Below are 26373 nucleotides of genomic sequence, written 5' to 3'. Positions count from 1 at the left end.
TAAACGGTCATTTGGCAGGAGACTGTCAGCAACAGGAGCACAGATGACCGTAGCGAAACGCAACAAAAGAGAGAAACCCGATCCTGAACTCGTCAAGCTGGCAGACGGCCTGCTGGCGAATTACCAGAAGCCGGAAGATCTGATAGGCGAGAACGGGTTGCTCAAGCAGCTCACGAAGATGCTGGTGGAGCGAGCGCTTGAAACGGAGAGTTCTGGCTGCAAGTGGTCACTGAGCTGAAGACGCGCGGCGTGCAGGACATTTTTATCGCCTGCGTCGACGGGCTCAAAGGTTTCCCTGAAGCCATTGAAGCGGTCTACCCGAAGGCGGCCGTGCAACTGTGCATCGTGCATATGGTGCGCAACAGCCTGAACTTCGTGCCGTGGAAAATGCAGCAGGAAGTCGCCGCCGATCTGAAGACGATCTATACTTCATCGACCGTAGAGCTGGCCGAACAGATGCTGGGCGCCTTCGAGGTCAGGTGGGACAAGGACTATCCGTCCATCGGACAGAGCTGGCGACGCAACTGGGCACGTGTGATTTCGTTCTTCGATTACCCATCGGAGATCAGGAAGGTGATTTACGCCCCGGAGGAAGTCCCCTTGGGGGACACCACGAATGCCATAGAATCGATCAACATGAGCCTGCGCAAAGTGATCAAGACCCGCAGCTCGTTTCCGACCGATGAGGCCGTGACCAAACTGTTCTACCTGGCGCTGAACAACATCAGCAAGAAGTGGACGATGCCTATCCGCGACTGGAAAGCGGCCCTGAACCGTTTCACGATCCAGTTCGAAGAGCGGCTGGTGCCGGGTTAAACCTCAACCGTTTACACAAAATTCCGGACACCCCCCCAGAGCCAAATTCACCGAAACCGATCCTCATTTACTTCGTCATCCAGAAAAAATCCGCGCCATCCCATCTGCAAGCTCGGCAGCCCGGTCAATTAATCAGCGTTTCCCTAGTGTTCCGTCCCAGAAATAACTTTGCATAGCCGGGCCACTTTTTGGAGAATGGAATCGGCTGTCGCGGTCCATACGAACGGACGCTTGTGCTGGTTGTACTGCTCGGTATAGCGCTCGATGCTGGCGATGAGCTGGCGCACGTTTCTGAATGACCCACGACGGATCGCCTGCTGCGTAATCAGGCCAAACCAGCGTTCAACCTGATTCAGCCAGCTCGAGTAGGTCGGGGTGAAGTGCATGTGGTAGCGCGTATGCCTGGCGAGCCACGTCCTGACCCTCGGATGCTTGTGTGTCGCGTAGTTGTCGACGACCAGATGCACATCGAGATCAGCCGGCACCACCTGGTCAATATGCCTGAGGAACGCCAGGAATTCCTGATGTCGGTGGCGCGGCTTGCATTGAGCAATGACTTCGCCCGTTGCTGCATTGAGCGCAGCGAACAGGGTTGTGGTGCCATGCCGGACGTAATCATGCGTCACCCCTTCGAGATAGCCCAGCCCCATCGGCAGCATCGGCTGCGTGCGCTCCAGCGCCTGGCACTGGCTCTTCTCGTCGACGCACAGCACCAGGGCATTGGTGGGCGGGCTCAGGTACAGCCCGACAATATCGCGCACCTTCTCGACGAAGAATGAATCGGTAGACAGCTTGAAGCTCTTTGAACGATGGGGCTGTATACCGAACAGCGACAGATACCGGGCCACGGAACTCTTCGAAATCCCTGTCTGCGCGGCCGCAGAACGCACGCTCCAGTGCGTTGCCCCGTCCGGCTTCTCATGCAACACCCTGGCCAGCAATTCCGCGACCGCCTCGTCGTCATGTGTGCGCGGTCGGCCTGGGCGAGCTTCATCATGCAGACCCGCAAGCCCCTGAGCGACAAACCGCTTCTTCCAGTGCGTAATCGCCGGTGGCGTCACTTCGCACTGCATCGCAATTTCACTAGTCGTGTGATCGTCAGCAGCCATCAGGACAATCTTTGCCCGACGGACCAGAGAATGAGGCAACGAACGCGAGCGACTCATGGACAGCAACTGTTCTCGCTCCAGTTCTGACACCACAACCTCGATCCCCTTGCGTCCCATGATCGCCTCCTGTCCATCACCGCTCGATCATAGAACAATCCAGATTTACGTAAAGTTATTTCTGGGACGGAACACTAGACTCTGGCCGCCCCCTTTCGCTGGGGTGACCAGGCGGCCTTTCGGATGATTACCACTGGTACGAAAGTAATTTCGTCAACTCGCGGTGAGGCGACATCGGCGGGTCCGGTGAACCCCGCTGGGCAAGGCTTTGGACGACGCGAAATGAAAGCGTCACTGGCGAGAGCCAGTCCGAGTGGCCTTCAATGACTTACCGTTGGGACACCAGATCGCTCCGCCATGCGTGCCTTGCCGCTGCCGCGTCGCGCAGCCGCAAGAAGCGGACGGCCCAGCAGCGAGCTTCGCGCGAACGATTCAAAAAGGCGCCCGCTCCCAATGCGGGATTGACATCGACATTGCTTCGGAAGCGGGCACTGTTGCAAACTACGTCGCGATGGGCGACGCTAGATTATTCCAGTCATGGATAAAGATTTGCTCGAAGTAGGCCGCAGCGTCGGAGTTGTAGATAATCAATCCGGCGTCGCGGTTGCGTAGAGTGCCGTCCGCTGACCAGTTTTGACTACTCACCATGACGATGCTGCTGTCGACAACGATCCCCTTGTTGTGAACGTTCGCCTGACGCCGTAACACTGAAGGTGAGATCCCTGCGACCGTTAGCTTTTCGACCCAGTCGTCGGTTTGGAACTGGCTGGTGATTAGACGCACGTCAATCCCTTTCTCAATCAGTTCCTTGACTGCCTCGATCAATGCCTCATGGTCGGCGTCGGCAGGCTTGTCGCTCGGATGGATGTACTGCGTCTGCATGTAAAAAGAGCGCTGAGCCGACTCGATAAGCTGTTTTACGAGGGGCTGATAGTTATCGGGCGTCAGGAGAGGCTGTATTTTCATCGATGCGCTTACTGTTTGCGCGGGGAAAAACTGTCGCGGCATTCGGCCAGCCGCAAGGGCTTCGAGTGGTACAGCAAGTTGCGAATGTGCGTTGACTGCTTCTGAGGCCGCAGCCTGTCCCGCCATTCCCGCGATTGCGTTGCTCGCAACGTCATAGTCATGCTGCAGATATCCGCGAAACTTGTCTGCAAGCTGCTTGCTAGTGACGATCACGTGCCAGTCACGATCGTGGGTTGTGGCGAGTTTTCGCGCTGCGGGAAGGTTGCCAAGATCTATTTCGGGCTGGTTGCTATTGTTCCAGTTACCGGACGACAGCCAGAATGTGTCGTCTTCCCGGACCGCAACCTTGATGTGGTACGCGTTCGGATATATCCAGACGGGCGCCTTCGGGTCGGCATTGGTGAGTGCCCATGTTCCTTCGAACTTTTCGGCGAGTTTCTGGGACAGATCATCCTCGGTTTCTTCGTCAGACTGGTCCGCACTCGGATTCTTTGCGGGATGGTCTAACGTCAGCGTCAATGACTTTCCGCCGTCAAGCGCCTGTTCAAGAGCCGTCAATATGTGTGCTGACGTGAAGTCGTACATGCCGACCACGAGATCCTTCTTGATTCCAGCGAGAAAATCGGATAGTAGTTCCCAGCCTGCGTCAGGGCTTGCGTGCAGAACAAGTGACGCCGTACTTTCGACCGCATCAAGATCGAAGCCGGGTGCTTTGGTGTATGCAATATGTTCCTTGCCCGGATGCGCGGCGGCGAACGCCGCGAGTGGCGCAGGATGCTCCGGCAGAACATTGCCCTGACCGTCAAAGAACACCTCGTCAGTAAAATCCGGTTGCCTGAGTTCGTGACGGGCGTTTGCCAGGGCGAGATATTGCGAGGGATTGATTACACGCATCGTTTGCATCACGTCGGCCTCTCGAACGTCGACAGGGACGCTGTCGACCGTGGAGGGGAGAGCGGCTCGAAGCGCGTTAACGGTATCCTGCGACGCGGTGACGATGATAACGTAGCGGGGCTGCGAAGAATGTATGGTCCAACGAACCCCCGGCCGAACGGAGAGCACACCGGGCTTACCGAACTCCGCCTGATGCTTAGTCAGCGCAGCTCGTGCGCTTTCCTCATCTCCAGCTGCAGCCTGAGAGGCATCTGCGTTGACGGTTGCGACTTTCAGCGTGTTGGTAAATGCGGCCGAGAAGAGATGCGCACGGACTGGAGCGGCGCTTGCAAACATAAGCCTTCTCGCGTCGCGTTGCTCTACGGTCTTAACAGCGATGCCGAATTTCGACAACGTGCGGGGTGGAGGTGTCATGGCGTCCACGAACGTGCGAAGTGAGCGGCCGCCCGTCAACGATCCACCGCCTGGTTCCGCTTTACCGAGCGTCACGATTTCAGGTGCGCCGAAATGGCGCACCTGTTTCAGCGTATTGGTCTGCGAGTCAAACCAGGTGAGGTAGCCGTTAGGCAAGACCTCGCGCGGCCGGCTGATGCGGCCGGTGAAGCTGTACCTGGCAGCAGACGTGCCTGCGGGATCAAAATAATGCGGGGTGTAGAAGTCAGAGACTAGCACGTCGTCGATTAAATACGCGTATTCGGCATCCTCGGCGGGATCACAAATTTCGACCAGATACTCCACCTTGCCGTCGGCGTCCTGAACTTCGTTATCAACGATGTGAACTGCGCTCGCCGAAGCCAGACGGTTGCCACTCGGATCAACGAACATTTCAAGCACTTCATGACTGGCCGAGAGGGACCAGGTGCTGCCCGACTGTACAACTGCGTAAGGCTGGTTATGTTCGGTCAAGTGAAAGCCCGTGGTACCCGAGGGAACCTCATCAACGATGTACACTGGCCAGACACCGGGAGCAAGGTTGTCGGCAGTCTCAAGCGCAGCGACGGTGCCGGAGACGTTCCAAAGCGGAGAGAGGTCTCTGTAGACCTGGATGTTAAGCGCCTGCGCTACTCGTACGAGGTCTGCATAGTTAACGCTGTCAGATTGCGAAATCAGCCCAACGCGACAAGGAAGCATGACAGTCTCCTTTTTCTACAGTGGTTACAGAATCAGATTGATTTGCAGGCAGGAATATCGCTATTTTTCAGGATGAAGCGCGCATGTTTCACAAGGGTGACAACCCTGACTGTTTGATCTATTTGGAAGACGCACTCCCTCCTCCCAGGGCGAAGACGCGGGAACTCACGTTGTCGAGGAAATTACGAAAACGTCAGCGGCGTAACCCGCGAGAAATGCAATGGCCGATGCCGATAGCGTCATGACGAATGTCGTGCGGGCGCGGCAAACTTCTGGCGGCGTAACGAGCGGCTGGTCATCGGCATTGACCGCGCGCGATCATACCCAGGATTTTTCCGATGGCAGTATGCGCCATTTTCCGATGGCTTAGATTGCCATATTTGATGGAAGGTGCCGATCGCGGGCTGATCTCGGTTATTCGACACCGGCCACTTGGAATTCTAATTTCCATGACGCCTATCGAGGGTGCACCGGACATCCAGACGAACGGTGCAATTGTCCGCAGTCGATAAAGGACGATAGGTAGGCACTTCGACGCCTCAGCAGTTGGGGATTGCGCCTGGCCTTGGAAAGTCCTGATAGCCGTTATCCATCGGATAAGCGCTGTAGTCGTAGTGAGTGGTGGCGATGGTCCGCGACGGCTGCGGCGAAAACCCGTTGCGCACAAGGCCGATCTTCGCCTTGCACGTGACGAGGCGGCTAGTGCCCATCATTTCACCGAGGTAGCTGCCATCGGCGGCGTACGCCTCATTACCGATGAAGTGCCCAACGTGGCGGCCGTCATGCGTCCACAGGTTATCGCCGTCCCCTTAACCGAAACTCGTGCCTCCGAGGTCCACTCCATTCCACGCTGTCGCTCCTCACGCTTTGTTTTGGCTCGCCAGTCACGGCGACAACGTGCCGGGAGGTACCGGCATTGCCAGCATCGGGCGCAGGCCTGGCCAGCGCCTTAAGCCTCAGCACATCGTCGGCGTGGTGCGAGCCTTCCGTCAGCCCTATCCAGACCAGGTAGGCGCCCATCGCCCAGTCCCGGTTCATTGCCCGGGTGATTTCCAGCTGCGTCGCATCCGCATCGGTCATTGCGCGCCGGATCTGCCGCACGACCTCGGCTGTGATGTCGGCATAAGTCCATCTTCTTTCGCTGGTCATGGCGTCCTTTGTTCCCAATTTGACAGCTGGTGACCGGCCAGCGGGGGGCTTCGGCCACCCACCCGGGGGGATTTTTCGCGTGCGCGAAAATCGCTGGTGGCTTCAGTCACCCGCCCGGGGGGCTTCGGCCACCCGCCCGGGGGATTTTTCGCATACGCGAAAATCGCGGCCAAGCGATCGACCATCGCCGTTTCTTCGCGATTCGATTCAGTCCGTGGGCGCTGATAATCATATAGCCGGCCCCCTCCGTTCGACTCGAACGGCTGGCGTATCGGAGGTGCGAACACCAACGTGACGCACAGGAGGCCGGCATGAACAAGGCAGTATGACTTTTATATGGACGCCCCCCTTTTTGCGAAGGTTTTTCGTGAGGTCGACTTGATGGGGCGGTTGCTGCTTTATATCCGGCCTGTTGCAGCCAATCATTCGGCTGCGGGCCCCGATGAAATCCGCTGACTCCCACCTCATTTCCGTGTCGGGCTCAAGGCTCTTCGTCATACCCAGGTTTAGGGAGTCCCGGTCCGACCTATCTTGTCATTACACACGATTGCCAACGCAACCTGTCAAAGTGCCACCTGTGAGACAGCTTCTTTGTAACGCAAATTCTTTAATGAGGTTTCGAGCTTACGTACTCTCTGCCGTACTGCCTGTCGTGGGCGAGAAGTGCCCAAATGGTTCTTGCGATCTTGTTGGCTAGAGCCACGATTACCACGTTGAACGGTCGGCGTTTGCCGAGCTGCTCAACCCATGCGCCAGCCCTGTCTGGATGTCGTAGCACGCTACGAGCCCCGTGGATCAGCAGCGTGCGCACATACGTGTCGCCTCTCTTGCTGATGCCCAGCAACTGAACCTTGCCGCCAGAGCCGGCTTGTTTGGGCACCAGACCGAGCCAGGCGGCGAATTCCCGTCCTGAGCGAAAGGCCTTCGCGTCGCCCATCGTCGCGACAGCCGCCGTGGCGCTCAACAAACCAACGCCCGGTATGGCCGCGATTATCTGACATGCCTCGTCGTCTTTCATCCATGCCTGCAGACGGTGTTCGATCCCGGCAATCTGCCGGTCCAACTCCGTCAGGCCGCTCCATTGTTCACGCAACGTATCGATCAGCATGGCAGGCAAACGCTCCGACAGCTTTGCCAGAATGCCAGGCATCGCCCTGTCGAGTGCTTCCCGACTGCGGCCCATGACTTCGCCGTATTCGGCAAGTAGACCACGCAGGCTGTTGATCTGCATCGTGCGGAACTTCACCAGTTGCTGCCGCATCCGGTGCAGTGCCAGCACGGCCTGCTACGCTTCGGTCTTGACCGCGACCGGCTTGCTGGGTATCTGCGTTGCCATCCAGATGGCTCGTGCATCCGCTGGATCGTTCTTGTTGCCGATATTGAACGCCTTGACGAACTTCGGCGGCATCAGCTTCACTAGGTGACCCATCTTCGTCAGTTGCCGTGCCCAATGCTGCGCACCGCCACACGCTTCCATACCGATCGCGCAGGGCGCACGATTCGCGAAGTATTCAAGAAATTTGTCTCGCTTAACTGCCTTGTTGACGACTTCACCGGTGGACGGGTCGACCCAGTGCACCTGAAACAGCAATTTCGCGTACCCCAAGACCTTGTACAGAGAGCAACGCTATATCCTCTCGCTCAGCGAACGACAAGTATGCAGTATGACTTTATATGGACGCCCCCCTTTTTGCGAAGGTTTTTCGTGAGGTCGACTTGATGGGGCGGTTGCCAGCAGCAGCCTGACACGCGTGCGGCAGCAACCTTTCGACATCCCCGAGGCACAAACCTCGGGGATTTTTTTTGGTGCGCCCGGCAGGGCGCAGTCACTGGGAGGTGAAAGTCCTCCACACACTATGCCCTCTGCTGACTTCTGCACGACCATCCCGGCGCCTCTCGACGCCAGTAGCACACGGCAGCCGTGCAGATCTCCCCGGGTATGACGCACCCACCTGCTGTCCGCTGCGCAGCAGTTCTACTCGCTCGTTTCATAAGGTATCCTTTGATGAACGTGATCATCACTTCGGTCGGCGGTCGAGCTTCGCCTGTGCAAAATACGCTGACGCCTTGCAGGATTTCATTGACCTGCCGAAGCTCACGCACTTCGCGCTCCAGTTCCTTGATCCGATCCTGCTCCTGTGCGCTCGTGCCCGGGCGCAAACCCCGATCCCGCTCCTCCTTGCGCACCCAGCTACGCAGCGTCTCGCCCGAGCAGCCGAACTTCGCTGCGATCGACGCAATCACCTTCCATTGCGATTCGCGGTCGCCTTGATGTTCTAGCACCATTCGCACAGCCCGCTCACGAACTTCCGGCGAGTACCTTGGGGACTTCTTCTTCGTGTTTTCCATAGCTCGGCGGTTTCAAGGGTGAAGCGCAACAGCGGGATTAATGTTTAGAGCGTTGAGGTTGACTTGCTGATGCGAGGGTCGCGGCGAAGACCTCGAATGGTGAATGGAAGTTGTGAGTTGCACGAGGCCGGCTATTCAGGCTGTCGGCGATGGCGTCGAGTTCGTCCTGACTGTAGACCGAAAGGTCTGTGCCTTTGGGCAGATACTGCCGCAGCAGCCCGTTGGTGTTTTCGCAAGTGCCGCGTTGCCAGGGACTGTGCGGGTCGCAAAAGTACACGTTCACGCCGGTTGCGGCAGAGAGCTCTTTATGGCGCGACATTTCTTTGCCCTGGTCGTAGGTGAAGCTCTGGCGCAGTGGCGCGACAATCGAATTGAGTTTGGCGGAGAAGCCCGCCAGCGCCGAAGCTGCGGTGGCGTCTTCCATCTTTGCGAGCAGCACCAGGCGGCTGGTCCGTTCAACCAGAACGCCTACCGAGGACTGGTTGCCAGCGCCCTTGATGAAGTCGCCTTCCCAGTGTCCGGGCAGCAGCCGGTCCTCGATTTCGGGCGGCCGCACATGAATACTGACCATGTCGGGAATCTGTCCGCGCCGGTCTGTGCCGCGTGTACGCGGTATGCGCGTGCTGTGGCCATGGCGCAGGCAGGCAATGAGCTGGCGGCGCAGTTCGCCGCGCGGCTGGGCGTAGATGGCCGTGTAGATGGTTTCGTGCGAAACCTGCTGGGTCGGGTCAGTCGGATACATACGCTTCAGTGTGCCCGATATCTGCTGGGGTGACCATTTCCACTCCAGCAGGGTGAGAACGATACGCCAGCAGACGCTTTGCAGGCAAAGCTTTGTGGGGCGGCGGCTCGCGGTGCGGCGTGAGGCGCTGAGCGCTTCAGCCGGCACCGATGCGTAGCCTGCGGGAGAGCCGTTTCGCGTCAGTTCACGGCTAACGGTGGCCGGCGAGCGCCCGAGTATGCGGGCCATGGCCCGCATACTCGAACCCTGCAGATGCAGGCTTGCAATGATGAGGCGCTCTTCAGGTTGAAGTTGCTGGTACTGAGTTCTTTCGTGCATCGCAACACCTTATACGAAACGGTGTCGCACTTCAGATTTGAGGCCGCCCTCCATTTTCTCAAGAAGTTGAGTCTCCGGAAAACCCGCGGCGGTTCATACCGTAGAGGTGGCCTCACTCGTTCGGACAGTCTTCTGAGATTTTTAAGTGGAACGTCCGGGGCAGTCATGCTGCCAATTTGATCGCAGGCAGCGTCGCGAAGTATGCCTCATCCGGCGTGCGGTCTTCCAGACTCGAATGAGGTCGTCTCTGGTTGTACAGATTGATGTAATCGCCGATTGAGCGCCGGGCGTGGCCGACCGATTCATAGGCTTTCAGATACACCTCTTCATATTTCACGCTTCGCCACACGCGCTCGACGAACACGTTGTCTCGCCAGGCACCTTTGCCGTCCATGGACAAGCGAATGCCCCGGCTGAGCACGGCCTCGGTGAACACTGTCGCGGTGAACTGGCTGCCCTGGTCGGTGTTGACGATTTCAGGTTGCCCGTATTTCGCAAATGCTTCTTCCAACGCCTCGACAGCGTGCATCGCTTCCATCGTAATCGCCACGCGGTGGGCCAGGACCTTTCGGCTGGCCCAGTCCACCACGGCGGTCAGATATACGAAGCCGCGCGCCATCGGGATACAGCGCCTCGATACCCATGCGCTTCATCAGCGTGCGCACGCGCCTGCGGCCAATCTCGTGTGCCTCGCGACGCAGCAGTCGCGCCAGCATCCGCGCTCCGGCAAACGGAAACTCCATGTGCAGTTCATCGATTCGGCGCATCAGCAACTGGTCTGCCTCGCTCACCGGTTGCGCCCGGTAATACACGCTCGATCTTGCGATACCAACGAGTCGCGCCTGCTGCGAGACCGGCAATGCGTGCGTACGATCGATCATCGCTTTGCGCTCAGCAATCCCGCTTTGTTGAGCGCGCCGCTTAAAAAATCGTTCTCCAGCGTGAGCTGGCCGATCTTCGCATGTAGCTCCTTCAAATCGACTTGCGGCTCGCTCGACGCCGTGCCGCCTGCACCAAACACGTCGGCGGCACGTTCCTGCAACTGCCGCTTCCATTCGGTGATCTGGTTCGGGTGCACATCGAACTGCTGCGCCAGTTCGGCTAGCGTCCGCTCACCCTTGACCGCCGCCATCGCCACTTTCGCTTTGAACGCGGCTGAGTGCGTCCGTCGGGTTCTCTTCGTCATCTTCCTGGTTCCTTTGTCGGCATTATCGCCGGCTCAGGCCCCGAGCGTTCCACTTATCCGACTGTCCGAATTTACGCGGCCATCTCTCGTAGCACGGATTCAATTCCAAATAACTCATAGCAACCTTGACTTGAGCGAGTGGGGCGAGGCATTCGCCGGTGACCGCATCCCACGGCGGCTACCGCATCGTGCTTGACGGCGATAGCTTCCGGGCACCCAAACCGATGCCCGAACCCGATCAAACTCGCGGGGGAACTTGTCGCCCCGATGGATCGATCTGCTTTCCTTGATCTGGATCATGGTTTGCCTCGATTCAGTTGTGCGACAGTTAGCCGCGTAATTTCGAGATGACAAAGACGGGTTTGTGAAACAAACTTGGACATCGATTGAGTAAGGAGAATCACATGGCAATTGCGCACAATCGCCTTACCGCACCACAGACCGACACGTTTCGGCCTTCGAAAACGGCTTCGCGGACGAAGCCAATGGGTTCGAGTGGCACGTCATGCAAGACCTGCACGATGCGTCCGTTTTGCGCGATCAACCCCGATGAGCTCGCCTGCGACCGGCAAATGGACGACCTCGTTCTCAGCTATCGCCACGTGAGAAAAGGCGAAGCATTGCACCGCGCGGGCGATTCATTCTGCAAAGTCTATGCGGTTCGCACGGGATCGTTCAAGAAGCTCTCGCTGCTTCCGGACGGGCGGGACCAGGTCACCGGGTTTTACGTTGCCGGAGAGCCGATGGGCTTGGACGGCATCGCTACCGGCCACTATGCAAGCGACGCCATCGCCCTTGAAGACAGCAGCGTATGCGTGATGCCGTTCGATCTGCTCGAGTTGCTGAGCCGGGAAGTCAAAGCGGTGCAGGGTCACGTCTACCGAATGCTCAGCGCGGAACTCGTGCGGCAAGGCGGCTTCAGTACGCTGCTCCGCACGCTGGCGGCCGACGAGCGGGTTGCGTCGTTTCTTCTGGATCTCTCGCGGCGTTGGCGGGCACGCGCCTATTCGCCGACCGAATTCATCTTGCGAATGACGCGCGAGGAGACCGGCAGCTTTCTCGGGTTGACGCTGGAGACGGTCAGCCGGATATTGTCGCGGTTCCAGAGGCAGAGGCTCATCACCGTGAACGGCAAAGAAATCCGCATCCTCGACTTCGCCGGATTGAAGAAGGTCGCTCGTCTTTCTGCCTGAGGTAAGAAAGCGGCTTCCAACGCGGACAGGTTTCGGTTGTTTCATGAATCACATCGCTTGTCCAATCCGTTCGTGACTCCCCCAGAATCCGCCGAATGGAAATAGTCCACGTGTATTCGCACCATGATTCGGGTCAGACAAGTGCGCAGAGCCGGGGGCGGCGATGCGATTGAGTCGCCTCCTGATCGCTCCGCGCGTTCCTGATGTCTTACTTGACCCAAATCCAGGCGCAGGCAGGCGGTGTTCGATACGCTTGCGTCCATTTCAAAGACGAGAAATAGGGTTCGCCGGGAAGCCATGCCGAATCACACGTTGGATGTCGAAATCGGACGACTTGTATCAGGGCCGATACTGGAGTGCATGCCGCAGACGACCGTAAGCGACACTGCCATGCAGATGGCGGCGCGCCGGTGCCTGCTTGAAAGCAGGATGCGTCATATCGGCGTGCTGAGCGAGCAGGATACGCTGATCGGGCCGCTTGGCTTGTCCGGGCCCAACCGCTGGCCGGCAAGCCCGTTCCTGGTCCAACCAAAGGCGGATCAGTTGTCCTCGGCCCGACAGGGTGTTCACCATTTTCAAACCATAGCGGTCTTCGAAGTAGCGTTCCCATGCCGGATCGAAGGGCGGCCTCAAATCTGAAGTGCAACACCGTTTCGTATAAGGTGTTGCGATGCGCGAAAGAACTCACTACCAGCAACTTCAACCTGAAGAGCGTCTTATCATTGCAAGCCTGCATCTGCAGGGTTCGGGTATTCGGGCCATGGCCCGGATACTCGGGCGCTCGCCGGCCACCGTTAGCCGTGAACTGACGCGAAACAGCTCTCCTGCAGGCTACGCATCGGTGCCGGCTGAAGCGCTCAGCGCCGCACGCCGCAGAGCGGGCCGCCGCCCCACAAAGCTTTGCCTGCAAGGTGTCTGCTGGCGTATCGTTCTCACCCTGCTCGAATGGAAATGGTCACCCCAGCAGATATCAGGCACACTCAAGCGTATGTATCCGACTGACCCGACCCAGCAGGTTTCGCATGAAACCATCTACACGGCCATCTACGCTCAGCCGCGCGGAGAACTGCGCCGTCAGCTCATTGCCTGTCTGCGCCATGGTCACAGCACACGCATGCCGCGTACACGGGGCACCGACCGGCGCGGACAGATTGCGGACATGGTCAGTATTCATGTGCGGCCGCCCGAAATCGAAGACCGGGTGCTGCCTGGACACTGGGAAGGCGACTTCATCAAGGGGGCTGGCAACCAGTCCGCGGTAGGCGTTCTGGTTGAACGGACCAGCCGCCTGGTGCTGCTCGCAAAGATGGAAGACGCCACCGCAGCTTCCGCGTTGGCGGGCTTCTCCGCCAAACTCAATTCGATTGTCGCGCCACTACGCCAGAGCTTCACTTATGACCAGGGCAAAGAAATGTCGCGCCATAAAGAGCTCGCTGCCGCAACCGGCGTGAACGTGTACTTTTGCGACCCGCACAGTCCCTGGCAACGCGGCACTTGCGAAAACACCAACGGGCTGCTGCGACAGTATCTGCCCAAAGGCACAGACCTTTCGGTCTACAGTCAGGACGAACTCGACGCCATCGCCGACAGTCTGAATAGCCGGCCTCGTGCAACTCACAACTTCCATTCACCCTTCGAGGTCTTCGCCGCGACCCTCGCATCAGCAAGCCAACCTCAAGGCTCTAAACATTAATCCCGCTGTTGCGCTTCACCCTTGAAACCGCCAAGGGATTGGCTTCGCCACGGACTTGCGTATGTCGCCGGATTGGGACGTCGGTTGCTTTGCGTAGCCTCAATCGTCCTGGGTTCCCTTCGGCCGTTAGTTCACCAGTATCGCGGCCAATACCCAGTGGCGCGTTCCTTCACGATGGAAGTATCGCGCTCTGATCCATCGTGCGCCCTTGCACGGATGCCGCCCGCAGCACCACTTCCACAACGCCTGCCAGATGGCAGTGTCGACTGCGCTGTAGACTTCTTTCGAGACCACGTAACGATGATAGTTCGACCAGCCATCGATGATCGGGTTGAGCAGGCCGATGAGATTGACCTGTTTGGCCGATGCATTGTCCTTGATGACTGCGCGCACTTTCGTCAGAAACGTTCGAACAATTTTTTTTGATGGCTTGAGGAGTGGGCCGGCCCCGGCGAAAACCGGACACGAGGTAACGCTTAAACTTTGAGGTAGTCTTACGCCTATGTTTAAGCCCAGCTCTAACGTGGAACCCATTGAAGTTCTGACCCAGCCCGAACAGCGCCGCCGGCGCTCTGTCGATGAGAAGCTCGCGATAGTGCGCGAGACCTTCGAGCCCGGAGCAACCGTTTCCGGAGTTGCGCGTCGTCATCAGGTGAATGCAAACCAGGTGTTCGCCTGGCGCAAGCTCTATCAGGACGGAAGCCTGTCGGCAGTCAGTGCCGGCGAGCAGGTGGTGCCGGCATCCGACCTGGCCGAAGCGATGAAGCAGATTCGTGAACTCCAGCGACTGCTGGGCAAGAAGACGATGGAAGTGGAAATCCTCCGCGAAGCAGTGGAGTACGGCCGGGCAAAAAAATTGATTGCGCGCTCACCATTGCTGCCGGGGGAAATGGTATGAACGTCTCCCACCCGTGATCAGTGTGCTCAAGAAATGTGGACCCTCATGGGCCGACGGCATCAAAGTGCCCAATGTGGAAGATCATAAAGGTCTTCACAGGCAAACCGGAGGGTCCGTCATGAAGATTACGCCAGTCGGAGTTGACATCGCAAAGGCGGTGTTTCAGGTTCACTACATTGATACTGAAAGCGGAGAGATCGTGAACAGATCGATCAAGCGGGCCGCATTTCTGGAGCATTTCGCAAATCGCGAGCCTTGCATGATCGGCATGGAAGCCTGCGGGGGTGCGCAGCATTGGGCAAGACAACTCACGAAGCTGGGACATCATGTGAAGCTGATGCCTGCAAAGTTCGTGAAGGCGTTCAACGTCCGCAATAAGAACGACGCCGCTGACGCGCAGGCAATCTGGCTGGCCGTGCAGCAGCCTGGCAAGCCTGTGGCAGTCAAGACGGAAGCGCAGCAAGCGGTATTGGCGTTGCACCGCATGCGCCAGCAGTTGGTGAAATTCCGCACGATGCAGATCAACAGTCTGCGCGGCCTGCTGACCGAATATGGTGAAGTCATGGGCAAAGGCCGAACCGCGTTGGACAAAGCGATACCGGCGGTACTAGCCAGGGTCGCGGATCGGCTTCCAGCGGTCCTGATCGACACGTTACGCGAACAATGGAATGGTTTGCGGAAGCTCGACGACCAAGTTCGCGAGATAGAGCGGCGGCTTCGGCAATGGATGAAAGAGGACAAGGCAGTCAAGGCAATTGCCGCGATCCCGGGTGTTGGTGTGCTTACCGCAACAGCTGCAGTCGCAACGATGGGTGATGTAACCGCTTTCCGCTCCGGGCGAGAGTTTGCAGCGTGGATAGGTCTGGTTCCGAAGCAAACCGGATCTGGCGGGAAGGTGACATTACAGGGCATCAGCAAAAGGGGCGATACGTATCTGCGCACGTTGCTGATTCACGGCGCGCGCAGTGTGCTGGCACATGCGAAGGAGCCTAGTCCTTGGGTCGAGCAAATCAGAACACGCCGTCCGCCGAATGTAGTGACCGTGGCGCTCGCCAACAAGACTGCACGCATGATCTGGGCGATTCTTGCTCACGACCGACCGTATCAAAGGGAATATACAAGCCCGAAGCCGGCTTGAACATTACACGAGACATTAAATCTTCTACAGGATGATTCGTCGAAAGGTTGCGCAGGCAATCGAGCATGATGACAAAACAGGTCGGACCGGGACTCGTTAAACCTGAATCGGTCAGAGAGCTTCGAGCTCTTGGGGGAAATGAGGTGCGAGTCAGCGGATATCATCGGGGCCAGCGGTGGAACTGCACCGCAACAAGGCCGGATATAAAGGTGCAACCCATCCTGTCAGTCAACGCGCACGAATTCCTGCACAAACGGGAGACGTTCATATAACGACCGATGAAGACGGTCTGTGAAGTCCTGGGTGTGTCGCGCTCTCATCTTGCGGTGAAATCAAAGCGCGACGCTGAATGGGTCGACAAGCGCAAGACGCCCGCCCGTGACGACATACCGCTCGTTGCGGAGCTCCAGGGGCTGGTTGCTGATTTGCCTACTTACGGCTACCGGCGCGCCTGGGCCCTCCTACGCCGAAACCGGGACGCACAGGGGCAGCCCCGGGTTAATGCAAAACGGGTTTATCGGGTCATGCATACTCACGGCCTGCTGCTCGAGCGCCGCCCTCGACATCCCGAATCCAGGCGCCGGCACGATGGCAGGGTCGCGGTGGACCGGAGCAATGCGCGCTGGTGCTCGGACGGCTTCGAATTCCGTTGTGATGACGGCTCGCCGCTGCGCGTCATCTTTGCACTGGACTGCTGCGACCGTGAGGCCATGAGCTGGGCTGCGACCACTGGAGGCTATACCGGAGACATGGTGCGTGATGTCATGCTTCAGGCTGTAGAAAACCGTTTCGATGGTGCGTTGAAGGCCAACAACGAAATCGAATGGCTCAGCGACAACGGTTCCTGCTACATTGCCGAGGAGACGCTGACGTTCTCGAAAAAGGTGGGCCTGAAACCCATCACGACGCCGGTCAGAAGTCCGCAGAGCAACGGGATGGCCGAGAGCTTCGTCAAAACGATGAAGAGAGACTACGTCTCGTGGATGCCCAAGCCGGACGCGAGAACGGCGTTGCACAACCTGGCCATCGCGTTTGACCACTACAACGAATCCCATCCGCACAGCGCCCTGAAATACTGCTCACCACGCGAGTTTCGCCAGCGAGCAAATTCACCAACCTAAGCGTGACCGCATGTCCGGTCATGCAGGGGCAAGTCCAAGGAGTAGCTTGCCGTTCGGATATTTTCGAATGTTCTGCCCGAGGAAGTCGAACCCTTGCGAGATGTTTGTGATCCTGGTCTTTTCCGGGGAGAGCGTCAGTCCGCGTTCCTGCGGAAAGACCTCGACCACTGGCTTGACCTCGTCTTCCAGCAACTCTTTCGAGTAACCGGTGATCACAGAGTCATCGGCATAGCGAACCAGACTGAGGTAGCAATCAATGATGGACCACACCTGTAATCGGCTGCACCTGGAGTAGACAAATCGCAGTTGATCGGAGCGACATCAATAGGACTCGCATTCCTGGCGGAATCCGCGCGGCGAGATGGCAAAAGGAGAAAATAAGTAAATCAAGGCACTATAGTTTCACCGTCCTGCCATGAAAAGGCGTTATCTGTAGTCAGACGTGAAATTGGGCGCGAGATCGAGGATGATATGCAACACAATACTCGTAAATCCGAACAAGGTGACAGGGAGGATGGTCACAACAACGGAGACGTCGTCATGCTGCATATCGCTTCCGTATGCGAAAGGCCAAGCTCAAAGTCCGAGACGGACCACGCGGTCCCTATTGTGCAGTGGCACGAGAGCGTGCTTACCGGCATCTTCGAAATATCGAAGGTACTCACCGCCCCCTACCGGCTCGAAGTCACGTTGGCCAACGTCATCGATCTCCTGCAATCGTTTGTACAGATGCGGCTCGGTATCGTCTCTCTCTTCGACGATGATGGCGTACCGGACATTACCGTTGGCGCGGACTGGAGCGAAGGCAGCGATGAGCACTACCGGATGCGCCTGCCGCAGAACGCAATTGACCAGATCATGGCGACGGACAGGCCGCTCGTCGCCGAGAACATAGCGGTGCATTCGGGCTTCAGTGCCGCCGACATGGGCGTGCTCGGTGCTTCCGATAGCATGCGAGTGTCGTTCATCGGCGTTCCTATTCGCATCGACGCGAAAGTCGTGGGCACGCTGACCATCGACCGCATCCTGGATAATGGGGCGAACTTCCGGCTCGATTACGACGTGCGGCTGCTTACCATGATCGCCGACCTGGTGGGGCAGACGGTGAAGCTGCATCGCTTATTCAAGAGCGACCGCGAGCGACTGATGGCGGGGAGGGACGGGCTGCAAAAACAATTGTCCGAGCTCAAGTACCCTGCGCAGGAGCGTAAGAAGTTTCAGGTCGAGGGGATCATTGGCGACAGCCCGGCGCTGCGCGGCCTGCTCGAGAAGATCGCGGTGGTAGCCAAATCGAACAGCACAGTTCTGTTGCGCGGGGAATCCGGTACCGGGAAGGAGCTGGTCGCCAAGGCCCTTCACGAGCTCTCGCCGCGAGCCAAGCGGCCCTTCATCAAGCTCAATTGCGCGGCGCTCCCTGAGATGGTGCTGGAATCCGAATTGTTCGGTCACGAGAAGGGTGCGTTTACGAGCGCCTTCAATTCGCGCAAGGGGCGCTTCGAGCTCGCCGACAAGGGGACGCTGTTTCTGGACGAGATCGGCGAGATCTCGGCCTCGTTCCAGGCAAAGCTGCTGCGCGTCCTGCAGGAGCAAGAATTCGAGCGCGTCGGCAGCAACCAGACCATTAAGGTCGATGTTCGCGTGATTGCCGCCACGAATAAGAACCTGGAAGACGCGGTGGCAAGGAACGAGTTCCGCGCCGACCTTTATTATCGCATCAGCGTGGTTCCCTTGCTGCTGCCGCCGTTGCGTGAAAGGCGCAGTGATATTCCGCTGCTCGCCGTTGAGTTTCTCAAGAATTTCAACAGCGAGAACGGCCGTACGCTGACCTTCGATGCGAGTGCGATTGAAGTATTGATGAACTGCGGTTTTCCCGGCAATGTCCGCGAGCTCGAGAATTGCGTGCAGCGGACCGCGACCCTGGCGCCGGGACTATCGATCGTGAGAAACGACTTTGCCTGCTGCCACGGGCAGTGCCTTTCCGCGATGCTGTGGAAGAGCGGATCGGACGAGATGGCGCTGCAGCCTGGGCCGATCGTACCAGTGCAAGTGAAGCCGGGTACGCCCCCGGCTGAGGCTGCTACGTCGGGCGCAGTTGCGGTCCCGCCTGTCGGCAGCGAGCAGGCTCCGCTAGCGCCTGGCGGTGCAGCCCTCGGAAGTGGTGCGAAGATGACCAACCGCGAGCGTCTCATCGCCGCCATGGAAAGATCCGGCTGGGTGCAGGCAAGGGCGGCGCGACTGCTTGGACTGACGCCGCGCCAGATTGGCTACGCGCTAAGGAAATACGGTGTCGAGATCAAGCGTTTCTGAAAGCACTGTCGGACTTGCGGCGTGTCGGGGCCGCGACATCGCGACTGATGCGAATAGCTCGGACAAGTCAAGCCTGGGTTTGGCCGGACCTTGGCATGATCACGATCGGAAGCGGCCCCCGCGTCGGCGCCAATTCGGTAATCGTCGAGAACAGTCCGCCCGACCTCAGGGGCGGTCGGTATCTCGACTAAGGTGGTGCGAACGCGGCGCTGTCATCGCCGGGTCGACGGCCCTGTCGCGCTCGACCATCAGCTCACGCCGGATGCCGTCAGCGACACAAGCGGTGCTGTTCGATCGCGTTGAATTTCTGGAGACGCGCCCGGAGTCATATGCAGCGGCAGCTGCGCGATGCGGGCCTGCGAAGGGAATGCCGTCGCAAGCGATGGCAGCTCGCCGCAAGCTTGAGCGGGAGTTTTGATGATCACCTCCCGGTAACGAGATCACTTGACTGACATTCTCGGCCAGCTCAGCAAAGCCTCGCAGGCGAGGGCGGTTGAGTGCTCCTCGGTGTCGAGTAAAAACGGCTCTGTTGAAAGCGGAGTGGGGTGTGCCAAGAACGCGAGCATCAATCGACCGATGTTCGCGGAGCTTTACCAAAGATGAAGGAAGGCCCTTCGGAGTCGGCTTGCAGGAGCAGCAGTAAGGCTCGACGGTGGATCAAACTGATATTCGCCCTCAGGAAATCCAAACCCATCATGAACAGAATGTTGAAAGCCGGTCCCGATTGACATCCAGAGTCATATCAGCGAGGCGACTCTGTCGCGCGCCAACAAGATTGCGCGCCGTCTGGGCGCTGTGGGCAGATGACGGGGAGTTCCGGGCAGAAGACACATCTGCCGCTGCGGTTGCGTAGTCAGCCTGGCTGATAGCAAGACAGGAGCACCGCGTCGGGAAAGACGAGCACGTTCGCGCCCTGATCGCACGGGCCGAGACAGCCCGAATACGGGATCGGGACGGTATCGGGCGCCTGGCGTTTCTGCTGTTCCGCCCAGAAGGCCTTCAGCAGCGCGGTCGAGCCCTTGCCACCTGCGCAGGCGCCCCGCGGATGCGGCGGCGACCGGTTCTCGGTGCGAGCAAACACATGTCGTTCTGGTCTGGCCATGGCGTTGTTCCTCAACCGAACTTGAACAGGATGCCGTGACCACCGCGCGGGTAGTCCCACTCGATATTTTGGTGGTCGGTACAGAGGATGCGGCAACTGCCGCATTCGAGGCAGCCGTCGGTGATCAGCGTCACCGCGCCGTTGCCTTCGGCCTTGTAGCACGAGGCCGGGCAGACGAAGGTGCAACTCTTCGCGCTGCATTCGCTCTGGCAGACGTCGGCATCCTTGATGTGCACGTGCGGCCGTCCTGCATCGACGCGGTAACGGTTCTGGAACAGCTTTTCCTCTACGTTGACGGGTAGGGTGCTCATCGGAAGGCCCTCAGGAGTTTGTAGGCATCACTCACGATGCCGGAAAGCGAACGGGCTGTGCGGAAACTCGAAAAAATCTCGCGCTCCTTGCTTTTCTTGTCCTTACCGTCGACCGTGATCATCGTGCGCGCGGCGCGGGCCATGAGGTCGGGGTAGGTCGTGAAGAACTGCGGATTCTGGTGTAGCACGGCCGGCATGTCGCGGTACTTGTGCAGGTCTTTCATCACGAAGCTCTGATCGAGCGCGGCCTTGTAGGCCTTGAGCGTGCCGGCGCGGTAGCCGTGGCCCGCGGCTTTCGCGTGGATCACCGTTTCGGCGGCGAGGCGTCCCGTGGTCATCGCAAGATTCGATCCTTCTCGGTGCGCGGCGTTCACGAAACCGCCTGAATCGCCAACGATCATCCAGCCGTTGCCGTAGACCTGCGGGATTGCGTGAAAACCGCCTTCGGGAATCAGATGCGCGCAATACTCCTTCATCTCGCCGCCCGCAATCAGCGGTGCGATCGACGGGTGCTGCTTCATCTTTTCGAGGAGCACGTAGGGGCTCGTGCGGTTGGGGTTTTTCTTGAAGTCGCTCAGCATGCAGCCCACGCCTATGGTGAGCGATTCCTTGTTAGTATAGAGGAAGCCAGTGCCCATCATGCCGTCGGTGATCCTGCCGACCATCTCGATCACGACGCCGTCGTCCTCGCCGACGTTGAAGCGCTGGCGGATCGTCTCCTCTGGCATGAAGAGAATCTCCTTGACGGCGAGCGCAACGTTGCCGGCCCCGATCTCTCCATGAAAACCCGCCTTGCGCGCGAGCGTCGAATTCACGCCGTCGGCGAGCACCACCACGTCGGCATAGACATCGCCGTGCTCGCGGTCGCACTGCACGCCGACCACCCGGTCGCCATCCATGATCAGTTCCTTCACCGTGGTCTCGCAGAGCAGCAGTGCGCCGGCTTCGCGCACTTTCGATGAAAACCACCTGTCGAACTGCGCGCGGATGATCGTGTAGCGGTTATAGGGCGGCTTGTTGTAATCCTCGCTGCGCACATGTGTACCGACAAACGACGTATCGTCGAGCATCCACATCCGCTGCTCGATGATGTGGCGCTCCAGCGGCGCATCGTCGCGGAAGTCCGGGATGATCTCTTCGAGCGCCTTCGCGTACAGGATCGCACCCTGAACGTTTTTGCTGCCCGGATATTCGCCCCGCTCGATCTGCAGCACTTCCAGACCTGCCTTGGCCATCGTGTAAGCGGCAGCGTTGCCGGACGGACCGGCGCCGACCACAATCACATCGAACTGTGAAGGTTTTCTCATCGTGATTCTCCTCAGGCAGCCTGCTCGCGGCGCCGGGTCAAATGCTCCACAAAAGCCTGCTTCAGCGCGGGCAACACTTGCAACGCATTGCCGACAATCCCGTAGTGTGCAAAATCGAAGATGGGTGCGTTCGGATCGGTGTTGATCGCCACGATCACGTCTGCGCTTTCCATGCCCACGCGGTGCTGGATCGCGCCGGATATGCCGGCGGCGATGTAGAGCTTGGGCCGCACCGTCTTGCCGGTCTGTCCCACCTGGCGCTCCCCCTCAACCCAGCCGGCCTGCACGCATGGCCGGGTCGCACCCACTTCGCCGCCGAGCACGTTCGCCAGTTCGAACGCCAGCTGGAAGTTCTCCGGGCTCTTCAACCCCTTGCCGCCGCTCACGATCACATCGGCATAGGGCAGGTTGATCCGGTTGCTGCTCGCATCCGGGATAAAGTCGAGCAGCCTCGTGACGATGTCCGTCTCGATCATCCCCAGCGTTCCATGGACGATGTTGCCGGTGCGTTCGGCGTCGCGCAGCGGCATCGGCATCACGCGCGGGCGCACCGTCGCCATCTGCGGACGGTACGCGAGCGTCATGATCGTGCACAACAGCGAGCCGCCGAAGGTGGGGCGCGTCGCCGCCAGCGCCCGCGACGCGGGATCGATGTTGAGTTCGGTGCAATCGGCGGTCAGCCCGGTCAGCAAGGTCGTCGCTACGGAGCCGGCGAGGTCGCGGCCCATCGACGTCGCGCCCAGCAGCAGGATCTCGGGCTGATGCCGGTTGACGAGGTCGGTCAGCCCTTTCGTGAACGGCTCGTTGCGATAGCCTTGCAAGATCGGGTCGTGGACGATGTACGCATCGTCCGCGCCGTAAGTGAAGGCTTCTGCGGCGAACTGTTCGAGCGGTTCATTCGCGCCGCCGAGCACCGCGATGCCCACTCGGCTGCCGAGCGTGTCGGCCAATTTGCGCGCTTCACCGAGCAGTTCCCACGAGACGCTGTGCACGTGTCCACGGTCGTGCTCGATAAAGACCCAGACGCCTTTGTAGGCCTTCAGGTGTTCCGGCAGTTCGAGGTTGCGTCCTGCGCGGCCGGCGGGTTTCTTCGCGGGGGCGGCAGGTGCGTTCATGACCCCTCCTTCATCAGCAGGTCAGCTTCCAGGGTTGGATGGCGCGTGAAGATCTTTTGCAGCAGGTTCACCGACACGTCGCACAGACTCGATGCGTCGAGGTCGAGCATCTCCGCTTTCTCGCTGCGCGGCGTGGGTCCAAAGACTTTTCTGACCGCTGTCGGCGAGCCCTTCAGGCCGATCTTGCTGAGGTCTTCGATGCCGGCCTGTTCGCAGTTCCATTTGTGCACCGGATAGCCGGCCGCATGAATCATCGCGGGCAGCGTCGCAAAACGCAGTTCGTTGGTGTTCTCCAGCATTGTGATCAGGCACGGCAGCGCAGTCCTGAGCACCTGCACGCCGCCCTCAGCGCGTCGCTCGACAGTGATCGTGCGCGCATCGAGAACGGTCTCGACGATGCGCGACACGTAGGTCAGCAGTTGCAGCCCGAGGCGTTTCGCGATACCGGGGCCGACTTGCGCGGTGTCGCCGTCGATCGTCTGCTTGCCAGTGAACACGATGTCCACCGCCTGCTCCTTCGCGATCTGCTGGATACCCGCTGCCAGCGCGTACGACGTAGCGAGCGTATCCGCGCCAGCGAATGCACGGTCGGTGAGCAGCACGGCGTCGTCCGCGCCGAAGCTGATGCACTTGCGCAGCGCTTCCTCGGCCTGCGGCGGGCCCATGCAAAGCAACGTGACCTTGCCGCCGAAGCGGTCCTTCAGTCGCAGCGCCTCTTCGAGTGAAAACAGGTCATACGGGTTGACGATCGCCGGAACGCCCTGGCGCATGATCGTGTTGGTGACCGGATGAACGCGGATCTGCGTCGAGTCCGGGACCTGCTTGATGCAGACGACAATGTGCATGGTCTTAACGATGTGCATGGTCTTGCTCCGCCTGTCAGGCAAGGGTGCGCGCGGGCAGCGACGCGCGCAGACTGTCGAGTGAAACGTGCTGCCGCCCATTTGTGTCCCGGAACATCTTGAACACTTTTTCCTGCGCCGGCGTGGAGGTGACGAAGTCGCCGTAAGCCTTCAGCAGCAGCGCGTGATATGACGCGAACAGGGCGGTTTCGTCGCCTTCCGGCAGCGCGTCCTGTTGCTGGATGTACTGAAAGAAGCGCTTGAGGATGTGCAGTCGACTCACGTTGACGACCTTCTGGTCGAACGGAATGCCGAAGAACTGCAGGAAGTCCTCGGCTGAGGACAGCGCCTTGAGTTGCTGGATAAAGCTTTCCATCGCGTTTACTCCTTGCAAGCGGATCAGGATAGGTGTGGACAGAACGTCGGCTCGGCGAAGTACTTGTCGCAGGCGCCGCTGGTGGCGCACGGCGTCGTCGTGCCCGACTGTTCGGGTCGCGCGACGCACTTCGTGAAGCCGACCACAACGCCGCTCATGACAATTCTCCGACGGTGTAGCGCAACTCGATCAGGAAGCGATACAGGTCGGCGGCGCTGGGCGTTTGCTTGTGCTGGGTGGCATGGTGGCGGATACGGGTCAGCAGCAGCACGAGCAGCTTTTCACTGACGGCCAGGCCGAGCGCGTCATAAGCCCGGCGCACGCTTTGCGAACCCGAATGCTTGCCGAGCACGACCGAGCGTTCGCGACCGAGTTCGGCGGGATCGAAGCTCTCGTAGGTCGATGCATTCTTCGCGAGCCCGTCTGTGTGGATGCCGGACTCGTGCGTGAATACGCTGGCGCCGACAATGCTTTTGTTCAGCGCGACCGGGCGTCCTGACGCACGTTCGACAAGCCGCGAGATGCTCAACAGCGCGGTCGCGTCGACGCCGGTGTTGCGACCCATGATATGGCGCACGCCCATTACGATCTCCTCCAGCGCGGCATTTCCGGCGCGTTCGCCGAGACCATTGACAGTGGTGTTGGCGTGGGTTGCGCCGGCGCGCAGTGCGGCAAGGGTGTTCGCGGTCGCGAGTCCGAGGTCGTTGTGCGCGTGGATTTCGATTTCCAGATCGACTGCGTCGTGCAATCGCGCAATCGCTTCATAGGTCGAAAATGGATCGAGGACGCCGAGCGTGTCCGCAAAGCGGATGCGTTGCGCACCGCACTGTTGCGCGTGCCGCGCCACGTCGGCAAGGAACGAGGGGTCCGCGCGCGAGGCATCCTCCGCGCCCAGCGAAACCTTGCGGCCGCTTTTGACGGCGGCGCTGATCACGCGATTCACCTGCGCGAGCACCCACGAGCGCGGCTGGTGCAATTTGTGTTGAAGGTGGATATCGGACACGGGAATGGACAGGTGAATGATGTCGGGATTGCAGCACAAGGCCGACGCCAGGTCCGCGTCGGTGAGACGGCCCCAGACCATCAGATCGGCGTCGAGATTCAGCGCGACGATGGTCTGGATGCAATCGATTTCCTCGGCACCCATCGCGGGGATACCGATTTCCAGTTCGGGTACGCCGGCGCTTGAGAGCGCCTCGGCAATCGCGCATTTTTCGGCAACCGTGAATGCGACGCCAGCGGTCTGTTCGCCGTCGCGCAGTGTGGTGTCGTTGATGATCGGATTCGACACGGAAAGTTGTCCTTTAGGCATTTGATCATACGGTTTGCAAGTACTGTGCCATGCGCGGCTAGTGCGAATAGCCGCTTGCTGCGGGGCTTTCCGGTGTTCGCTGGCGCTGTGATGAAGCGGTTCCAACGAAGACCTGTCGCGAATGTCCTGTTTCGAACGGCCAGGTGTAGCGATGAATACGGCGCTGCAGAAAGCGATGCGCGATGCGATGGGCGTGGTCAGCCAGGATGTGCGGATGCGGTCGGCGCGATGCAAACGCTGTAGGGATTGGCTATCCATAGCGACCGCGATGCGGGAAGATAAACACAGGCGGCGGCTATCCGCGCGGCTATGCGCTCGCGGCGATTGACCGCTATGGCGCTTGAAGAGGCCGCACAGCGCTAAGGACGCATGCCCTCAATGCTCACGCGCGAGGTCGCGCGTATGTGGCGGCAGTTCGATCGTCAGGTCGGCGTCGCAGCTTCACGCAGCACGCGAGACGCGATTGCACGTCAACGCCCCACGCATTGTCGAACTGGTTGTTCTCCTCGTCGTCGGGAGGCGCCAGTCAGTGAGATTTTCATGATTGCCTCACACGGAAAACGAATTGCCGCAGCCACAGGTGCTCTGCGCATTGGGGTTGTGAATGACGAAGCGCGAACCTTCCAGGCCGTCTTCGTAGTCGACGCACGCGCCGGGCAGGTATTGCTGGCTCATCGAATCGACCAGCAGCGTGACGCCGTCCGTGACGGTCTGCATGTCGTCGTCCGCCACCTGGTCGTCGAACGCGAAGCCGTACTGCAAGCCCGAACAGCCGCCGCCGGACACGTATAGCCGCAGTTTCAGGTTGGGATTGCCTTCTTCCTCGATCAGCGAGGCCACTTTCGCAGCGGCCTGAGGCGTGAATTCGAGTAGGCCGGGCATGACGCCGGGTGTGGCGGAAGCCGGTTGGGTGAGCGTTTCCATGGAGGTTCCTCTCAGGC

23 protein-coding genes and 8 pseudogenes are annotated in these 26373 nt (G+C 59.3%); 10 read left to right on the top strand and 21 right to left on the bottom strand.

The features are described from left to right. Nucleotides 1-43 precede the first annotated feature (43 nt). Together B0G69_RS41600 and B0G69_RS38560 are read left to right on the top strand one after the other, a co-directional pair. Nucleotides 44-238 (top strand): hypothetical protein, encoded by a 195-nt coding sequence (locus B0G69_RS41600; protein ID WP_199731510.1) that lies wholly within the window; start codon nucleotides 44-46, stop codon nucleotides 236-238. After that, nucleotides 208-816, top strand: a pseudogene (locus tag B0G69_RS38560) (IS256 family transposase); the annotation flags it as partial. The gene B0G69_RS41600 and the pseudogene B0G69_RS38560, both read left to right, overlap by 31 nt. A gap of 143 nt (nucleotides 817-959) precedes the next feature. On the opposite strand, the gene B0G69_RS38555 reads toward B0G69_RS38560, so the two are convergent. Together B0G69_RS38555 and B0G69_RS38550 are read right to left on the bottom strand one after the other, a co-directional pair. Beyond that, nucleotides 960-2042, bottom strand: coding sequence for an IS630 family transposase (locus B0G69_RS38555; protein WP_121325288.1), 1083 nt, complete (start codon nucleotides 2040-2042; stop codon nucleotides 960-962). A gap of 441 nt (nucleotides 2043-2483) precedes the next feature. Beyond that, complete coding sequence (locus B0G69_RS38550; RefSeq protein WP_121325287.1) at nucleotides 2484-4973, bottom strand: phospholipase D-like domain-containing protein; 2490 nt, start codon at nucleotides 4971-4973, stop codon at nucleotides 2484-2486. Between the two features lie 220 nt (nucleotides 4974-5193). Here B0G69_RS38550 and B0G69_RS41250 point away from each other — a divergent pair, with 220 nt between their 5' ends. Further along, entirely contained in the window at nucleotides 5194-5343 is a 150-nt protein-coding gene (locus tag B0G69_RS41250; RefSeq protein WP_158609061.1) for a hypothetical protein, read from the top strand. 169 nt (nucleotides 5344-5512) lie between these two features. Here B0G69_RS41250 and B0G69_RS41245 read toward each other — a convergent pair whose 3' ends face one another. The 7 genes and pseudogenes from B0G69_RS41245 to B0G69_RS38515 form a co-directional block, all read right to left on the bottom strand. Next, nucleotides 5513-5686 carry a hypothetical protein gene (locus B0G69_RS41245; RefSeq protein WP_158609060.1) on the bottom strand — a complete coding sequence of 58 codons (174 nt, stop codon included), beginning with the start codon at nucleotides 5684-5686 and terminating at the stop codon, nucleotides 5513-5515. Between the two features lie 82 nt (nucleotides 5687-5768). After that, entirely contained in the window at nucleotides 5769-6122 is a 354-nt protein-coding gene (locus tag B0G69_RS38545) for a hypothetical protein (RefSeq protein ID WP_121325286.1), read from the bottom strand. A 607-nt stretch (nucleotides 6123-6729) separates the two neighbouring features. After that, nucleotides 6730-7713 (bottom strand): annotated as a pseudogene (locus B0G69_RS38540) (IS110 family transposase). Beyond that, entirely contained in the window at nucleotides 7673-7777 is a 105-nt protein-coding gene (locus tag B0G69_RS42605; protein ID WP_121325285.1) for a helix-turn-helix domain-containing protein, read from the bottom strand. The pseudogene B0G69_RS38540 and the gene B0G69_RS42605 overlap by 41 nt, the downstream one beginning before the upstream one ends. A 349-nt stretch (nucleotides 7778-8126) precedes the next feature. Next, nucleotides 8127-8471: pseudogene (locus tag B0G69_RS38530) on the bottom strand (transposase); the annotation flags it as partial. A 37-nt stretch (nucleotides 8472-8508) separates the two neighbouring features. Then, nucleotides 8509-9531, bottom strand: a complete 1023-nt coding sequence (locus B0G69_RS38525; RefSeq protein ID WP_121325284.1) for an IS30 family transposase — start codon at nucleotides 9529-9531, stop codon at nucleotides 8509-8511. A 163-nt stretch (nucleotides 9532-9694) separates the two neighbouring features. Next, nucleotides 9695-10717 (bottom strand): annotated as a pseudogene (locus tag B0G69_RS38515) (IS3 family transposase). A 572-nt stretch (nucleotides 10718-11289) separates the two neighbouring features. Here B0G69_RS38515 and B0G69_RS38510 point away from each other — a divergent pair. The 3 genes from B0G69_RS38510 to B0G69_RS38500 all read left to right on the top strand — a co-directional run bounded on the left by B0G69_RS38510 (nucleotide 11290) and on the right by B0G69_RS38500 (nucleotide 13603). Then, nucleotides 11290-11910 carry a helix-turn-helix domain-containing protein gene (locus B0G69_RS38510; RefSeq protein WP_241991731.1) on the top strand — a complete coding sequence of 207 codons (621 nt, stop codon included), beginning with the start codon at nucleotides 11290-11292 and terminating at the stop codon, nucleotides 11908-11910. A 360-nt stretch (nucleotides 11911-12270) separates the two neighbouring features. Then, nucleotides 12271-12549 carry a hypothetical protein gene (locus tag B0G69_RS38505; protein ID WP_121325282.1) on the top strand — a complete coding sequence of 93 codons (279 nt, stop codon included), beginning with the start codon at nucleotides 12271-12273 and terminating at the stop codon, nucleotides 12547-12549. Nucleotides 12550-12580: 31 nt separating this feature from the next. Further along, nucleotides 12581-13603, top strand: coding sequence for an IS30 family transposase (locus tag B0G69_RS38500; protein ID WP_121325281.1), 1023 nt, complete (start codon nucleotides 12581-12583; stop codon nucleotides 13601-13603). Nucleotides 13604-13729: 126 nt separating this feature from the next. Here the strand turns inward: B0G69_RS38500 and B0G69_RS38495 are convergent, their stop codons facing one another. Beyond that, nucleotides 13730-14137, bottom strand: a complete 408-nt coding sequence (locus B0G69_RS38495) for a group II intron maturase-specific domain-containing protein (protein WP_121325280.1) — start codon at nucleotides 14135-14137, stop codon at nucleotides 13730-13732. Here B0G69_RS38495 and B0G69_RS38490 point away from each other — a divergent pair. From B0G69_RS38490 to B0G69_RS38480, 3 genes and pseudogenes are all read left to right on the top strand, one after another. Then, nucleotides 14106-14491 (top strand): annotated as a pseudogene (locus B0G69_RS38490) (transposase); the annotation flags it as partial. The gene B0G69_RS38495 and the pseudogene B0G69_RS38490 sit on opposite strands and share 32 nt — an antisense overlap. Nucleotides 14492-14619: 128 nt before the next feature. Beyond that, nucleotides 14620-15639, top strand: coding sequence for an IS110 family transposase (locus tag B0G69_RS38485; protein WP_121317783.1), 1020 nt, complete (start codon nucleotides 14620-14622; stop codon nucleotides 15637-15639). Nucleotides 15640-15911: 272 nt separating this feature from the next. Beyond that, nucleotides 15912-16760 (top strand): annotated as a pseudogene (locus tag B0G69_RS38480) (IS3 family transposase); the annotation flags it as partial. A gap of 21 nt (nucleotides 16761-16781) precedes the next feature. Here the strand turns inward: B0G69_RS38480 and B0G69_RS38475 are convergent. Beyond that, nucleotides 16782-17006, bottom strand: a pseudogene (locus tag B0G69_RS38475) (reverse transcriptase domain-containing protein); the annotation flags it as partial. 225 nt (nucleotides 17007-17231) lie between these two features. Between B0G69_RS38475 and nifA the strand changes: the two are divergent. Further along, nucleotides 17232-19067 (top strand): nif-specific transcriptional activator NifA, encoded by a 1836-nt coding sequence (nifA, locus tag B0G69_RS38470; protein ID WP_121325277.1) that lies wholly within the window; start codon nucleotides 17232-17234, stop codon nucleotides 19065-19067. A gap of 853 nt (nucleotides 19068-19920) precedes the next feature. Here nifA and B0G69_RS38465 read toward each other — a convergent pair. The 10 genes and pseudogenes from B0G69_RS38465 to erpA all read right to left on the bottom strand — a co-directional run bounded on the left by B0G69_RS38465 (nucleotide 19921) and on the right by erpA (nucleotide 26356). Beyond that, a complete protein-coding gene (locus tag B0G69_RS38465) occupies nucleotides 19921-20169 on the bottom strand; it encodes a (2Fe-2S) ferredoxin domain-containing protein (RefSeq protein ID WP_241991730.1) in 249 nt (82 codons plus the stop codon). An 11-nt stretch (nucleotides 20170-20180) separates the two neighbouring features. Further along, nucleotides 20181-20480, bottom strand: a complete 300-nt coding sequence (locus tag B0G69_RS38460; protein ID WP_018423212.1) for a ferredoxin family protein — start codon at nucleotides 20478-20480, stop codon at nucleotides 20181-20183. Further along, a complete protein-coding gene (locus B0G69_RS38455; protein ID WP_121325276.1) occupies nucleotides 20477-21787 on the bottom strand; it encodes an FAD-dependent oxidoreductase in 1311 nt (436 codons plus the stop codon). Before B0G69_RS38455 ends, B0G69_RS38460 begins: the two co-directional genes overlap by 4 nt. A gap of 11 nt (nucleotides 21788-21798) precedes the next feature. Beyond that, complete coding sequence (locus B0G69_RS38450) at nucleotides 21799-22902, bottom strand: electron transfer flavoprotein subunit alpha/FixB family protein (RefSeq protein ID WP_121325275.1); 1104 nt, start codon at nucleotides 22900-22902, stop codon at nucleotides 21799-21801. Then, complete coding sequence (locus B0G69_RS38445) at nucleotides 22899-23747, bottom strand: electron transfer flavoprotein subunit beta/FixA family protein (protein ID WP_121325639.1); 849 nt, start codon at nucleotides 23745-23747, stop codon at nucleotides 22899-22901. The genes B0G69_RS38450 and B0G69_RS38445 overlap by 4 nt, the downstream gene beginning before the upstream one ends. Nucleotides 23748-23781: 34 nt before the next feature. Next, entirely contained in the window at nucleotides 23782-24120 is a 339-nt protein-coding gene (gene nifW / locus B0G69_RS38440; protein ID WP_121325274.1) for a nitrogenase stabilizing/protective protein NifW, read from the bottom strand. A gap of 23 nt (nucleotides 24121-24143) precedes the next feature. Beyond that, nucleotides 24144-24278 (bottom strand): hypothetical protein, encoded by a 135-nt coding sequence (locus B0G69_RS42915; protein WP_277873622.1) that lies wholly within the window; start codon nucleotides 24276-24278, stop codon nucleotides 24144-24146. Then, nucleotides 24275-25411, bottom strand: a complete 1137-nt coding sequence (gene nifV / locus B0G69_RS38435; protein ID WP_121325273.1) for a homocitrate synthase — start codon at nucleotides 25409-25411, stop codon at nucleotides 24275-24277. The genes B0G69_RS42915 and nifV overlap by 4 nt, the downstream gene beginning before the upstream one ends. Before the next feature lie 396 nt (nucleotides 25412-25807). Continuing rightward, a pseudogene (locus tag B0G69_RS42600) lies at nucleotides 25808-25958 on the bottom strand (2Fe-2S ferredoxin); the annotation flags it as partial. Between the two features lie 23 nt (nucleotides 25959-25981). Further along, complete coding sequence (erpA, locus tag B0G69_RS38425) at nucleotides 25982-26356, bottom strand: iron-sulfur cluster insertion protein ErpA (RefSeq protein WP_121325272.1); 375 nt, start codon at nucleotides 26354-26356, stop codon at nucleotides 25982-25984. Between the last annotated feature and the right edge of the window lie 17 nt (nucleotides 26357-26373).

Source organism: Paraburkholderia sp. RAU2J (genome assembly GCF_003634845.1).
Classification (GTDB): domain Bacteria; phylum Pseudomonadota; class Gammaproteobacteria; order Burkholderiales; family Burkholderiaceae; genus Paraburkholderia; species Paraburkholderia fynbosensis.
The sequence above is the reverse complement of the archived record's forward strand: the minus strand, read 5'-3'. Positions and strand labels throughout refer to the sequence as shown.